Genomic DNA, 14,372 nt, shown 5'->3' on the forward strand with positions numbered 1-14,372 from the left:
TGACATGTTAAAAGTTGCAGTGCCCAACAAGGGTTCACTGAGCGATACCGCTTCCGAAATGCTTTCCGAGGCCGGCTATGTTGGCCGCAGAGACCCCCGCGCGCTCAACGTGCGCGACGAACGCAATGGCGTTGAGTTCTTCTACCTTCGCCCCCGTGATATCGCTACCTATGTCGGCTCGGGCGCCCTTGACGTCGGTATCACTGGCCGAGACTTGCTCCTGGATTCGCAGTCGCCAGCGGTAGAAATCGCGAGCCTCGACTTCGGGGGATCGACGTTTCGATTTGCCGGAGCCCCAGGGCGCTTTACTGAACTATCTGATCTCAACGGTGTGCGGGTTGCGACCAGCTACGCAGGGCTCGTTGGCGCATTTCTCGAGCGCAACGGCGTAGACGCCGAGCTCGTCAGCCTCGATGGTGCTGTTGAGTCCGCGATTCGGCTCGGGGTTGCGGATGCTGTCGCTGATGTCGTGTCGACAGGGTCGACTCTCCGCGCCCAGGGTCTCGAGATCTTCGGCCCCGTCATCCTCGACTCGACTGCGGTGCTCATTAGCTCCAGCACTGCGGAAGGCGATGGCGTTGCTACCCTTCAACGCCGCTTGCAAGGTGTGCTAGTAGCTCGTCAGTTTGTACTGATCGATTACGACGTGCCCGTGCGGCTTCTTGAAGCAGCGACGAAGGTGACACCAGGAATCGAGAGCCCTACGGTTTCGCCGTTGCAGGATCCTGAGTGGGTGGCTGTTCGATCGATGGTTCGCCGCAAAGACACCAACCACGTCATGGATGAGCTCTACGCCGTCGGTGCACGCGCCATTCTCGTCAGCACCATTCACGCAGCGAGGATCTAGCGATGACTGTCGCAGTCCGGGTTATTCCGTGCCTCGACGTCGCCGATGGTCGCGTCGTGAAGGGCGTCAACTTCAAGGACCTTCGCGACGCGGGTGACCCAGTCGAACTTGCCCGTATGTATTACGAGCAGGGGGCCGATGAGGTCACTTTTCTTGATGTGACCGCAACAGTAGAGGGCCGCGCAACGATGTACGACGTCGTGAGGTCTGCTGCAGAACAAATTTTTATCCCGCTAACCGTTGGCGGAGGAGTCAGGGAGCCGGATGACGTCTCCAAGCTGCTCGCTCATGGTGCTGACAAGGTTGGCGTCAATAGCGCCGCTCTCGCTCGACCGCAGCTCATTGACGAGATTTCTCGACGATTTGGTGCTCAAGTCTTGGTGCTGAGCCTGGACATCAAGCGGCGCGGGGACGGTTGGATCGTCACTACCCACGGTGGGCGCACTGAGACCGACCGTGATGCGATCGAGTGGGCGCACGAAGTGATGGAACGGGGGGCTGGCGAACTGCTTGTCAACTCCATCGACGCAGACGGTACCAAGCAGGGTTTCGACCTCGAACTCGTGTCTGCGATCAGTGAGTTTGCTACGGTGCCCGTCATCGCCAGCGGCGGTGCAGGCGCGGTTGAGCACTTCGCCCCAGCATTCGCGGCCGGTGCTGATGCCGTGCTCGCAGCATCCGTGTTCCACAATCGCCAACTGACAGTTGGCGATGTCAAAGAAGCCCTTCGAAATCATGGATTGGTTACCCGATGAGCGACGAACTCACCCCCGCAACCGTGAGCGATGTGCTCGAGCGCGCACAGTTTGCGCCAGACGGCTTGCTGCCGGCGATCATTCAGCAGTGGGATACCAAAGAGGTACTCATGCTTGGGTACATGAACGCTGAAGCTCTCACCAGAACCCTGACGGAGGGTCGAGTAACTTTCTATAGCCGCAGCCGCCAAGAACTGTGGCGCAAGGGCGACACCAGCGGTCACCGCCAGTACGTGCGTACGGCAGCGTTGGACTGCGATCGTGATGCTCTTCTCGTGGGAGTCGAACAGGTCGGGCCGGCGTGCCACACAGGAGCGCACTCGTGCTTCGAGGTTGACCCGCTCGATCCGCTTCAGGGATTCTCCGTTGAATAGCACCACAAACCACGCAGAGTTTGAGCGACTTGTCTCAGCGGGCAATCGAGTTGTTCCGGTCATCCGTCAGGTTTTTGCCGACGGTGAAACCCCGGTTGGCGTGTATCGCAAGCTTGCCAAGGCCAAGCCAGGAACATTTCTTCTCGAGTCCGCAGGGCAAGGCGGGATCTGGTCGCGTTTCTCCTTTGTCGGAGTCGCCAGCTTCGGCGTGCTCACTCAGCACGAAGGCAGCGTCGACTGGATCGACTACGGCCTGTCACGAGAGAGAGTACTCGGTGATGATTGCCCAACAGCACCGCTAGAGGCGCTTGCGCACCTCAACGAACGGTGGAAGACCCCCAGAGTGCCCGGTCATCCGCCTCTCACTGGGGGACTAGTCGGCTTCGTCGGCTGGGAGGCAGTGCGTGAGTTGGAGAGTCTTCCCGATGCTCCGCCCGCCGATTTCGACGTTCCGAGCCAAGCGCTGAGTTTCGTCTCTGACCTCGTCGTGCTTGACCACCGCAACGGCACAGTGCTGCTCATTTCGACCATACTCAACGACGGACTCCTCGACTCGGCAACGATGTGGGCCGAAGCTCAGGCTCGATTGGATGTGCTGCAGGCTGGTCTTGCTCGACCGACGGAGGCTTTTCTCGCTGAAGTCGATAGTGAGATCGAACCCACCCCAATCCCACGAAGTACTCCTGAGCAGTACGCGCACGCGATTGCTCGCTCCAAAGAATTCATTCGTGAGGGCGATGTCTTTCAGGTGGTGATTTCCCAGCGTTTCGATCATGAGCTCAGCGCGACTCCACTTGACGTCTATCGCGTACTCCGCACGCTCAACCCCTCGCCGTACATGTATTTGCTGTCACTGGTGGATGTTGACGGCCGCCCTTATTCGATCGTCGGCGCCAGCCCCGAAGCGCTCGTCAAAGTCTCGCAAAAGCGGGTGCACATGCATCCGATCGCTGGATCGCGCCCTCGCGGTGCCGATACCGAACACGACCTCGAACTGGCAGAAGAGCTTCTCGCAGATACAAAAGAGCGTGCAGAGCACCTGATGCTTGTCGATTTGGCTCGCAATGATCTCTTGAAGGTCTGCACGCCGGGCACTGTCGCTGTCACCGAGTTCATGCAAGTGGAGCGTTTCAGCCACATCATGCACTTGGTTTCTTCGGTAGAGGGCGACCTTTTGCCGAATGCATCAGCTGTCGATGTGTTCCGTGCGACGTTCCCCGCGGGAACTCTTTCCGGGGCGCCCAAGCCCCGGGCACTTGAGATCATCGATGAGCTCGAGCCAGCCCAAAGAGGTGTCTACGGGGGAGTCGTCGGTTACTTCGACTTCGCCGGTGACGCAGATCTCGCCATTGCGATCCGCACGGTCACCATCGTTGATGGAGTCGCTCGCGTTCAGGCCGGGGCTGGCTTGGTGGCGGATTCAGACCCTGCTGCCGAACACCAGGAGACAAAGAACAAAGCCGCGGCGCCACTACGTGCGATTGCGGTCGCAAATGCGATGCGGCGGCTGAATTCATGATCCTGAAACGCTCTCGGCCCATCGTGTTGGCTGGTCTCGTGCTTCTCGGCGCCACCGTAATGCTCTCGTGGACCCAGCGGTGGTTCACGGTCAGCCTGAACGAGGGATCTAGCGTTGACGTGCTCGGCAGTGATGCTGCCGGTTCGCTCGCAGCACTTGCACTCTCCATCTTCGCGCTGGTTGCGGCGCTCGGTCTTTCTTCGCTCATGGTTCGGCGCGTTCTTGGGGTTCTTGCTGCTGTTGTTGGGGGCGCAATAGTTGCCGTTGCCCAGTCAGCAATAGCCGATCCGCTGCGTGCGTCTGGCGCATTGATCACTGACGCCACCGGAATCGGCGGGGCGGATTCCCTTCGAGCCCTAGTAGACACGGTCAACGTCAGCGGGTGGCCGATTCCGGCTATCGCTGCCGGGGGACTCATTGTTATCTTAGGATTATTCGCTACCCTCACAGCGCATCGCTGGCCAGTGCCGACCAAGAAATACGACCGTGCATCGACAGTAGTTGCCGATGATCCCGCATCTCAGTGGGACGCTCAGAGCCGAGGAATCGATCCCACTGCTAGTTGAATGGCATAACCACGAGCTTTACTCCCGCTACAATTTAGGATCAGCAAAGAATGGAGCCTGATGAGTACTGATAATGATCCCGGCCACGGAAATTCTCCGGCGGCATGGACCGCCGTTGTCATCATGTTGGTCGCGTTCACGATCGGAACCCTCGCATTCTGGTTCGTCGTGCCGTGGCTTGTATTCGCTTCGGCAGGCCTCGTCGTCGTCGGGCTGATCGTCGGACTGGTTCTTCGCAAGCTCGGCTACGGCGTCGGTGGAGACAAGCTCACCGTCGAGCCCCACAACTAGAGTGCTCTCCGATTTAGTCGACGGCGCGCTCGAAGATGCCGCCGTTCGCCGTGAAGCTGTCAGCCTCGCCGATGTCGAACAGGCTGCCGCTGAAGCTGTGCCCGCTGTGGATGCCCTTGAGGCGCTGTCACCGCGAGAGCGCGTGCACATCATTGCTGAGATCAAACGATCGAGCCCCTCGCGTGGCGCACTGGCCGAAATCAGCGATCCTGCATCGCTTGCTTTGTCGTACCAAACTGGCGGCGCCAGTGCGATCAGTGTGTTGACTGAGCAGCGTCGATTTGGTGGTTCGCTCGAAGATCTCATGATGGTGAAGTCGGTCGTGCGTCTCCCGGTATTGCGCAAGGATTTTATTGCCGAGCCGTATCAGGTGTTCGAGGCACGCGCGGCTGGTGCAGATCTCGTGCTCCTCATCGTTGCGGCTCTCGATCAGCGGACTCTCGAGACGCTGTACAACCTGATCGTTGAACTCGGTATGACCCCGCTCGTGGAGACCCATTCCGCTGAAGAGGTGTCCCGTGCCCTTGATGTCGGAGCGAGCTTGGTTGGCGTCAATGCCCGCAACTTGAGCACCTTCGAACTCGACCAGAACCTGTTCGGTGAGCTTGCCGATCAGATTCCGAGCGGCGTTATTCGTATCGCCGAGTCTGCCGTGAAATCGGCGGCTGATGTTGCTCACTATCGCAAGGCTGGCGCCGATGTGGTTCTCGTGGGAGAAGCACTCGTCACCGGCGACCCTATTGCCACCCTGCAAGAGTTTTTGGACTGCTAATGCTGAGAGATGAACTAGGCCCATATTTTGGCGAGTTCGGTGGACGTTTCGTTCCCGAGTCGCTGATCGCAGCTCTCGATGAGCTTGATGCCGCGTACAACGCGGCCAAGAATGACCCGTCGTTCCAAGCAGAACTCGCAGAGCTCCATGCGAGCTACACGGGTCGACCCTCAATTATTACTGAGGCACCTCGTTTCGCAGAGCACGCTGGCGGTGCTCGCATCATCCTGAAGCGTGAAGATCTCAACCACACCGGCTCACACAAGATCAATAACGTGCTCGGCCAGGCTTTGCTTGCTCGTCGTCTCGGCAAGACACGGTTGATTGCTGAGACCGGCGCAGGTCAACACGGTGTTGCTACAGCCACGGCTGCCGCACTCTTCGGCATGTCGTGCGTCGTCTACATGGGCGAGGTCGATACAGAGCGTCAAGCCTTGAACGTCGCTCGAATGCGTCTTCTCGGCGCCGAGGTCATCCCGGTCACGGCCGGTTCGCGCACGCTGAAAGACGCAATCAACGAAGCGCTGCGCGACTGGGTAGCCAACGTCGAAGACACTCACTACCTCTTGGGCACAGTCGCTGGCCCACATCCGTTCCCCGTCATGGTGCGCGACTTTCACAAGGTCATCGGCGACGAAGCTCGCGAGCAGGTTCTCAAGCTCACTGGTGCGCTGCCTACCGCCGTGGTGGCATGTGTTGGCGGCGGCAGCAATGCCATGGGAATCTTCCACGCATTCCTCGATGACGCGGATGTTGCGCTCTACGGTTACGAGGCCGCAGGCGAAGGCCACCTCACTGAACGCCACGCTGCAACTCTCACGCGTGGACGTCCTGGCGTCCTCCACGGCGCCCGTAGCTACATGCTGCAAGACGAAGATGGCCAGACCGTCGAATCGCATTCGATCTCCGCTGGGCTCGACTATCCGGGCGTCGGACCTGAGCACTCGTGGCTGAAAGATATTGGCCGAGCCAACTATTTGCCCATTACTGATGCCGAAGCCATGGATGCTCTGCGCTTGTTGAGCAGAACTGAAGGAATCATTCCTGCGATCGAGTCTGCACACGCATTGGCTGGAGCCCTCGATCTGGGCAAGCAGCTCGGACCAGACTCGGTGATCTTGGTGAATCTCAGTGGCCGCGGCGACAAAGACATGGAAACTGCCGCGGAATACTTCGACCTCATTGATGCTGCGGCCGCGACTACTACCGCCGAGCCTGCTGCGGAGGAGAAGTAATGAGCGCTGTAGAAGACACCATTACACGGGCGAATCGTGACCGCGCCGGAGCCCTCATCGGGTATCTGCCGGTTGGTTTCCCCACGATCGCCGACAGCATCGAAGCAGCCGTAGCTCTCGCAGAAAATGGCGTTGACGTCATTGAACTCGGGTTGCCATACTCCGACCCTGTAATGGACGGTCCTGCCATTCAGAAGGCGACCCAACAGGCTCTGGCCAATGGATTCCGACTTCAGGATGGCTTCGACGCCGTTGCAGAGATTACCTCGCGCGTGTCGACGCCGGTGCTACTGATGAGCTACTGGAATCCGATCATGCAGTTTGGCGTTGATCGTTTCGCCGATGAGCTCACGGCTGCCGGAGGAGCGGGAATCATCACTCCCGACCTCGTCAGTGATGAGGCGTCGGAATGGATCGCTGCCTCTCAGCGCACCGGCCTCGATCGCGTGTTCTTGGCAGCACCGTCATCAAGCGACGAACGCTTGGTTCGCGCAGTCGAGGCAAGCACCGGTTTCGTCTACGCGGTATCCACTATGGGAATCACTGGCGCCAGATCCGATGTCGATAGTGCTGCGAAGACGCTTGTCGCCCGTTTGCGTGACGCCGGATCGACAAGCGCGTGCGTTGGTCTCGGTATTTCTACCGCAGACCAGGTACGTGAAGTTCTTAGCTATGCCGATGGTGCAATCGTCGGGTCAGTGTTCGTTAGCGCTTTGTCTGCCGGTGGGGTGAGCGCGGTCGCAAAGACTGCAGCCTCACTTTCGACCGGTACGCTTGCTTAGTCGCAGTCCAGAAAGGTGACCGTCTTGTCATTAGTGCCGTTCAGTATCCCGAGCCCGCCTGAGTCGTGGGTCACGTTGGTCACGATTCCCTTCGGACAATGGTTGAGCGGTGTGGGGTTTGACCCGAGCCAGGCAATCCTCATCCGCACCTATGCGATCTGTATTCTGGTGGGCATAGTCGCGGCGACATGGTTGACTTCGCGTCGGCTCACGAGCCGCGGCGCTGAGCCCGGCGTCGTGCTCGACATCATCATCTGGGCTATCCCTCTCGGCTTGGTCGGTGCGCGTTTGTATCACGTATTCACTCACCCCGGTGACTACTTCTATGAGGGTGCAGACCCGTGGGAAATCATCCGCATCTGGAACGGTGGCAATGCCATCTTTGGTTCGTTGATTGGTGGCGCCGTCGGTGCCTACATCGGCGCACGTCAGACCGGTATCCGTTTCTGGAGCTTCGCGGATGCACTCGCCCCCGGCATGCTTTTGGCTCAGGCCATCGGCCGTCTCGGCAACTATTTCAATCATGAGCTGTTCGGTCAGCCCACTGATCTGCCGTGGGGCCTCGAAGTTGAGGCCGGAAACTCGGCGATCCCCGCTGGATTGCCCGTCGACACGCTCTTTCACCCCACGTTCCTCTACGAAATGATTTGGAACGTAGTCGGTATTGTTTTCTTGCTCACGATGGAGCGCCAGTACGGTTTCGTCAAGAAGCACGTGCTTGGTCTCAACCTGCCCGTCTTCACCGCTACCGGCCCGATCCGCCTTCAGTGGGGCAAGGTTTGGGCGCTGTACATGATTTGGTACGGCATCGGCCGAAGCTGGTTTGAGTCGATTCGCATCGATCCGAGCGAGGTCTACCTTGGATTACGCGTCAACGTCTGGGGCGCGATCTTCGCAGTGGCTCTCGGCGTGATCTTGTTTGTCGTACAGTCGCGTCGTCATGTCGGTGTTGAACAGAGCGCCTATGTCGATGGTCACCGGTGGACCGCCGATGGTGTTGTAAACTCCGATGAAACCTATTCCGAGCATGACATTGTCGTCAACGCTGCCGAGGAGTCCGCTCCTGTCACTGCTTCGAAAGAGTCCGCCACAAGCGGCCACACCCCTCAGGCCTAAAAACTGGCACTGAATTGTCTCTGGGCCATAGAAGTCCCTCTCCGCACCAGTAACAATGTGAGGACGGTACGGCATGGCTGTTACCCCACCCTTTGAACGCTTTGGTTCGATCCCCGCAGCTGCAGGGATGTACGACCCATCCAATGAGAAAGATGCTTGTGGGCTCGCCATGGTGGCGACGCTTCGCGGCACGCCAGGGCACGACATCATTACGACGGCGCTTGAGGCGCTGCGCAACCTAGAACACCGCGGTGCGGTGGGCTCTGATGCTGGTACCGGTGACGGTGCGGGCATCATGACGCAGATTCCGGATGCCTTCTTCCGTGACGTTGTTGACTTTGAGCTGCCCAGCAACGGCCGCTACGCCGTTGGCAACGTTTTCCTGCCCCTCGATAGCGAGGCCCGTCACGACGTCAAGGCCGGCATCGAGAAGCTGGCAGAAGAAGAGGACCTTACGGTTTTGGGCTGGCGCGATGTCCCGATTCAGCCAGACGAGTTGGGAACCCTTGCTCGGGGAGCTATGCCTGCGATTGAGCAGCTGTTCCTGCGCTCCAAGCGCGTAGACCTCAAGGGCACGCTTCGCGGCATCCACCTTGACCGCCAGACGTATCGCCTGCGCAAGCGCGCCGAGCGTGACCTACACGCATACTTCCCGTCGCTCTCGTGCCGCACCATTACCTACAAGGGAATGGTGACGACACTTCAGCTGGAGCCGTTCTACCCCGACCTTTCGGATGAGCGTTTCGCCTCGAAGCTCGCTCTCGTGCATTCGCGCTACTCGACAAACACCTTCCCATCGTGGCCCTTGGCCCAACCGTTCCGAATGGTTGCTCACAACGGTGAGATCAACACAGTGCAGGGAAACCGCAACTGGATGCGTGCCCGTCAGTCACAGCTCGAATCGGCTGTTTTCGGTGACATCAAGGACATTCTTCCCGTCAACACGCCCGGAGCGAGTGACTCCGCGTCGTTTGACGAAGTTGTCGAACTGCTAAGCCTCGCTGGTCGACCCCTGCCGCACGCGATGATGATGATGGTTCCTGAGGCTTATGAGAATCAGGTAGACGCTGATCCGCGTCGCCGCGCGTTCTACGAGTACCACTCGATGCTCATGGAGCCGTGGGATGGCCCGGCTGCGCTGGTCTTTACTGATGGCTCGCTTGTGGGAGCAACACTCGACCGCAACGGACTTCGTCCAGGGCGTTATCTCGTGACAGATGACGGACTTGTCGTTCTCGCCAGCGAAATCGGCGTTTTCGATGTAGACCCGACCAAGGTCGTTCGCAAGGGTCGTTTGCGCCCAGGCAAGATGTTCTTGGTCGACACTCAGGCCGGCCGCTTGATTGAAGACGACGAGATCAAGGCCGAGCTTGCAGCATCACAGCCGTGGGCCGAGTGGCTTGAGAGCGGTCGGATTGCGCTCGAAGAGTTGCCGGAGCGTGAACACATCGTGCACACGCCAGCATCGGTTACCCGTCGTCAGCGCACGTTCGGTTATACCGAAGAAGAAGTGCGTATTCTCATCGAGCCAATGTCTCGTTTGGGCGCAGAACCTCTCGGTGCGATGGGTTCTGACACACCGATCGCAGTGTTGTCTGAGCGTCCTCGACTGCTTTTTGATTACTTCACCCAGCAATTCGCCCAAGTTACCAACCCGCCACTGGATTCCATCCGTGAGTCTGTTGTCACGTCGATGCGTTTAGGAGTTGGCCCGCAGCGCAACTTGCTGGCGGCAACTCCTGACCACGCCAAGCAGGTCGCGCTGCCGTTCCCTGTAATCGACAATGATGAGTTGGCCAAGATCCAGCACATCGAACCGCATCCGGGATCCCGTCTAGCCACAACCATTAAGGGCCTCTATCGGGTCGACGCTGGTCCCTCTGCGATGGAAGCCCGTTTGGCGGCAATGTGTGCCGAGGCTGACGCGGCGATTGCGGATGGCGCGGAATTCATCGTGCTGTCAGACCGCGATTCCAATAAGGACTTGGCACCAATTCCCTCACTGCTCATGGTTGCGACCGTGCATCATCACCTCATCCGCCAACAGGACCGTATGAAGGTTGGCCTGATGGTCGAGGCCGGTGACGTGCGTGAGGTTCACCATGTTGCGCTGCTGGTCGGTTACGGTGCATCCGCGATCAACCCGTACTTGGCCATGGAAACCGCCGAAGAGCTCGTGCGCAACGGCACGATCACCGATGTGAGCGCCGAGAAGGCAGTTCGCAACCTGATCACGGCGCTGGGCAAGGGTGTCTTGAAGATCATGTCCAAGATGGGTATTTCGGTGGTGAGTTCCTATGCCGGGGCTCAAGCCTTTGAAGCTGTTGGGCTTTCTCAAGCATTCGTCGATCAGTACTTCACCGGCACGAAGAGCATCTTGGGCGGCGTCAGTCTTGATGCAATCGCTCGTGAAAATGCCGCGCGCCACACTTCCGCTTACCCAGAAGATCGTGCCCCGACCGTGCACGAACGACTCAACACGGGTGGCGAGTACCAGTGGCGTCGTGACGGACCGCCGCACCTGTTCAACCCCGAAACTGTCTTCAAGTTGCAGCATTCAACGCGTACGCGTCGCTACGACATTTTCCGCGAGTACACGTCTCAGGTCGACGAACAAGCGGAAAACCTGATGACGTTGCGCGGTCTGTTTCGGTTCGTAACCGAGGGTCGCAAAGCTGTACCCATCGACGAGGTTGAGTCGGTAGCGAGCATCGTCAAGCGATTTAGCACCGGCGCGATGAGCTACGGCTCGATCAGTAAAGAGGCTCACGAAACGCTTGCCATCGCGATGAACCGGCTTGGCGCACGCTCGAACACCGGTGAGGGCGGCGAGGACGTTGAGCGACTGCTCGACCCCACCCGTCGCAGTGCCATCAAGCAGGTTGCGTCCGGTCGCTTTGGAGTCACGAGTATGTACTTGACTCATGCGGATGACATCCAGATCAAGATGGCTCAAGGAGCTAAGCCTGGTGAGGGGGGTCAGCTTCCCGCAAGCAAGGTTTATCCGTGGATCGCACGGACACGTCACGGCACGCCAGGCGTTGGCCTTATTTCACCGCCGCCGCACCACGACATCTACTCGATCGAAGACCTCAAACAGCTAATCTTCGACCTCAAGCGTTCGAACCCGTCAGCTCGAGTACACGTCAAGCTGGTCAGCCAGAAGGGCATTGGAGCAGTTGCTGCCGGTGTCACGAAGGCTAAAGCAGACGTTGTATTGGTCTCCGGCCACGATGGAGGAACGGGCGCTAGCCCGCTCAACTCGCTCAAACACGCGGGAACACCGTGGGAGATCGGTCTGGCCGAGACCCAGCAGACGCTCATGCTCAACGGAATGCGCGACCGCGTGACCGTTCAGGTTGATGGCCAGATGAAGACCGGTCGCGACGTCATCATCGGCGCACTTTTGGGTGCTGAAGAGTACGGATTCGCAACGGCGCCGCTCGTCGTTTCGGGCTGCATCCTTATGCGGGTCTGCCACCTCGATACGTGTCCGGTTGGTGTAGCAACGCAGAACCCCGAATTGCGTGAACGTTTCTCCGGCAAGCCAGAGTTCATCGTCAACTTCTTTGAGTTCTTGGCCCAAGAGGTTCGCGAGTATCTAGCTGAGCTTGGGTTCCGCACGCTAGAAGAAGCTATCGGCCACAGCGAGTTGCTCGACATGAACCGAGCTATTTCACACTGGAAGACTGATGGCCTCGACCTCAGCCCGGTATTTCACGGGCCAGTGTTCGATGACAATGAGCCGCGTACTCAGTCAGTGGCTCAGGACCACGAGCTTGACGAGCATTTCGACCAGAAGCTTATTGAGCTCAGCCGCAACGCACTAGAAAACAAGACGTCTGTGGCGATAGATCTGCCAGTGCGCAATACCGATCGTGCGGTTGGCACAATGCTCGGCCACGAAGTTACACGTCGCCATGGCGAGCACGGTCTCCCGACTGACACGATCACGATAACCCTGCACGGTTCTGCCGGCCAATCACTGGGTGCTTTCGTTCCCGCCGGTATTTCGCTGAAGCTTTACGGTGACAGCAACGACTACGTCGGCAAGGGACTCTCGGGTGGTTCGGTCGTTGTCCGACCTGATCTATCGAGTGTTTTCCCTGCGGAGACAAACGTGATCGCAGGAAACGTTATTGGCTATGGCGCCACGAGCGGAAGCATTTTTATCCGCGGCAAAGTCGGCGAACGCTTCATGGTGCGCAACTCTGGCGCTACGGCTGTAGCTGAAGGCGTTGGTGACCACGCACTTGAGTACATGACCGGTGGTCTTGTCCTTATTCTCGGCACGACTGGTCGAAATCTTGGCGCCGGGATGTCGGGCGGAACCGCTTACATCCACCAACTGCGTGAAGAGCGCGTCAACGGTGAATCGTTGAGTTCAGGCGAATTGGGTCTGACCGGACTCGGCAGCGCCGATGTCGAGATCCTGAAGGACCTGCTCGAACGTCATTTCGAAGAAACAGGGTCGGTTGTTGCTGAGCAGATGCTCGTCGATATGGATGCAACGGCAGCCCAGTTCACCAAGGTCACGCCCCGCGACTATGCGGCCGTGATTGAAACCCGAGCGACCGCATTAGCCGAAGGACTCGACCCCGACGGGGACGTTACTTGGGCGCGAATCAAGGAGGTAACCGGTGGCTGATCCCAAGGGATTCCTCAAGGTACAAGAGCGTGAGCTTCCCAAGCGACGCCCCGTCAGTCTGCGACTGATGGATTTCAAAGAAGTTTACGAACAGCAAGAGTCGGGCCAGTTGGCTCGTCAGGCCGGTCGTTGCATGGACTGCGGAGTGCCGTTCTGTCACCAGGGTTGCCCCCTTGGCAACCTCATTCCTGAGTGGAACGACCTTATGCGTCGAGGTGAGAGCGCTGAAGCAATCGAGCGTCTGCACGCCACGAACAACTTCCCTGAATTCACTGGTCGGCTGTGTCCCGCGCCCTGCGAGAGCTCGTGCGTTCTGGGAATCAATCAGCCAGCAGTGACGATCAAACAGATCGAAGTTTCGATCATCGATCAGGCGTTCGCTGACGGCAACGTCACACCGCATCCGCCCGGCCGTTTGACGGGCAAGACCGTTGCCGTTGTTGGTTCTGGGCCCGCCGGTTTGGCCGCAGCCCAGCAATTGACACGAGCCGGCCACACAGTTGCTGTGTTTGAGCGTGAAGACCGCGTTGGTGGTTTGCTGCGCTACGGAATTCCCGATTTCAAGATGGAAAAGCGCCACATCGAGTTGCGTTTGGCTCAGATGCAGGCTGAGGGGACTCGTTTCCGAGCTGGCGTTACCATTGGCGTAGATATTTCTTGGAGCGATCTGCGATCGCGTTATGACGCGGTTGTCGTCGCGACTGGTGCCACTGTGCCTCGCGACCTGCCGGTCCCGGGCCGTGACTCTCTTGGTGTGCACTTCGCCATGGAATACCTTGTGCAGTCCAACAAGGTTCTCGCAGGCGACGCAGTCAGCGAGCAGGTCACAGCCGAGGGCAAGCACGTTGTTGTTCTTGGCGGTGGAGACACCGGCGCTGACTGTATCGGCACAGCACACCGCCAGGGTGCACTCTCGGTGACAAACCTTGCGATCGGTGTTCAGCCGCCAGCCGAACGCCCAGAACACCAGCCTTGGCCTCTCACCCCGACACTCTTCGAAGTGTCGAGTGCTCATGAAGAGGGCGGCGAACGCCTCTACTTGGCCTCGACCGTCGAATTCGTGACCAACTCTGTTGGCGAAGTTCGGGCGATCAAGGTCGCAGAGACAGAGTCTATTGATGGCCGTCGCGTGCCGAAAGCGGGCACCGAGCGTGAGATCGTTGCCGACTTGGTTCTGTTGGCTCTGGGGTTCACCGGCCCTGAAACTGACACCCTCGACAATCAACTTCCGTTGGCTTCGGATGACCGCGGCAATCTCACCCGCGATGCTGACTACCAGAGCGATACCCCAGGCGTTTACGTTGTCGGGGATGCCGGTCGTGGTCAGTCGCTAATCGTGTGGGCTATTGCTGAAGGCAGGGCTGCGGCATCCGCTGTAGATCGGTACCTTGAGGGAGAGACACAATTGCCTTTCCCGGTTTCGCCCAGCGATCGCGGTATGACCGTTTAGCTGTTCCATCACCACTA

12 protein-coding genes are annotated in these 14,372 nt (G+C 58.9%); all 12 read left to right on the forward strand.

Annotated features, from left to right (window positions below):
- Positions 1 to 4: 4 nt before the first annotated feature.
- The 12 genes from hisG (at position 5) to ABD112_RS08625 (ending at position 14,355) form a co-directional block, all read left to right on the forward strand.
- Complete coding sequence (gene hisG, locus ABD112_RS08570) at positions 5 to 847, forward strand: ATP phosphoribosyltransferase (RefSeq protein ID WP_343924989.1); 843 nt, start codon at positions 5 to 7, stop codon at positions 845 to 847.
- Positions 848 to 849: 2 nt separating this feature from the next.
- Entirely contained in the window at positions 850 to 1,602 is a 753-nt protein-coding gene (gene hisF / locus ABD112_RS08575) for an imidazole glycerol phosphate synthase subunit HisF (protein ID WP_343924991.1), read from the forward strand.
- A complete protein-coding gene (gene hisI / locus ABD112_RS08580; protein WP_343924993.1) occupies positions 1,599 to 1,976 on the forward strand; it encodes a phosphoribosyl-AMP cyclohydrolase in 378 nt (125 codons plus the stop codon). Before hisF ends, hisI begins: the two co-directional genes overlap by 4 nt.
- Positions 1,969 to 3,495, forward strand: a complete 1,527-nt coding sequence (locus ABD112_RS08585) for an anthranilate synthase component I (RefSeq protein WP_343924995.1) — start codon at positions 1,969 to 1,971, stop codon at positions 3,493 to 3,495. The genes hisI and ABD112_RS08585 overlap by 8 nt, the downstream gene beginning before the upstream one ends.
- Positions 3,492 to 4,061, forward strand: a complete 570-nt coding sequence (locus tag ABD112_RS08590; RefSeq protein WP_343924997.1) for a Trp biosynthesis-associated membrane protein — start codon at positions 3,492 to 3,494, stop codon at positions 4,059 to 4,061. Before ABD112_RS08585 ends, ABD112_RS08590 begins: the two co-directional genes overlap by 4 nt.
- Before the next feature lie 60 nt (positions 4,062 to 4,121).
- A complete protein-coding gene (locus ABD112_RS08595) occupies positions 4,122 to 4,352 on the forward strand; it encodes a DUF6704 family protein (protein ID WP_343924999.1) in 231 nt (76 codons plus the stop codon).
- Position 4,353: 1 nt separating this feature from the next.
- Complete coding sequence (trpC, locus tag ABD112_RS08600; protein ID WP_343925001.1) at positions 4,354 to 5,124, forward strand: indole-3-glycerol phosphate synthase TrpC; 771 nt, start codon at positions 4,354 to 4,356, stop codon at positions 5,122 to 5,124.
- Positions 5,124 to 6,359: a tryptophan synthase subunit beta gene (gene trpB, locus ABD112_RS08605; RefSeq protein ID WP_343925003.1), complete on the forward strand. Its 1,236-nt coding sequence runs from the start codon at positions 5,124 to 5,126 to the stop codon at positions 6,357 to 6,359. Before trpC ends, trpB begins: the two co-directional genes overlap by 1 nt.
- Positions 6,359 to 7,141: a tryptophan synthase subunit alpha gene (gene trpA / locus ABD112_RS08610; RefSeq protein WP_343925004.1), complete on the forward strand. Its 783-nt coding sequence runs from the start codon at positions 6,359 to 6,361 to the stop codon at positions 7,139 to 7,141. The genes trpB and trpA overlap by 1 nt, the downstream gene beginning before the upstream one ends.
- A 33-nt stretch (positions 7,142 to 7,174) precedes the next feature.
- Positions 7,175 to 8,257: a prolipoprotein diacylglyceryl transferase gene (lgt, locus tag ABD112_RS08615; RefSeq protein ID WP_425563817.1), complete on the forward strand. Its 1,083-nt coding sequence runs from the start codon at positions 7,175 to 7,177 to the stop codon at positions 8,255 to 8,257.
- 73 nt (positions 8,258 to 8,330) lie between these two features.
- Positions 8,331 to 12,905 (forward strand): glutamate synthase large subunit, encoded by a 4,575-nt coding sequence (gltB, locus tag ABD112_RS08620; protein ID WP_343925006.1) that lies wholly within the window; start codon positions 8,331 to 8,333, stop codon positions 12,903 to 12,905.
- Positions 12,898 to 14,355 carry a glutamate synthase subunit beta gene (locus tag ABD112_RS08625; RefSeq protein WP_343925007.1) on the forward strand — a complete coding sequence of 486 codons (1,458 nt, stop codon included), beginning with the start codon at positions 12,898 to 12,900 and terminating at the stop codon, positions 14,353 to 14,355. Before gltB ends, ABD112_RS08625 begins: the two co-directional genes overlap by 8 nt.
- Positions 14,356 to 14,372 lie beyond the last annotated feature (17 nt).

The sequence above is a fragment of the Rhodoglobus aureus genome (assembly GCF_039527955.1).
Taxonomy (GTDB): domain Bacteria; phylum Actinomycetota; class Actinomycetes; order Actinomycetales; family Microbacteriaceae; genus Rhodoglobus; species Rhodoglobus aureus.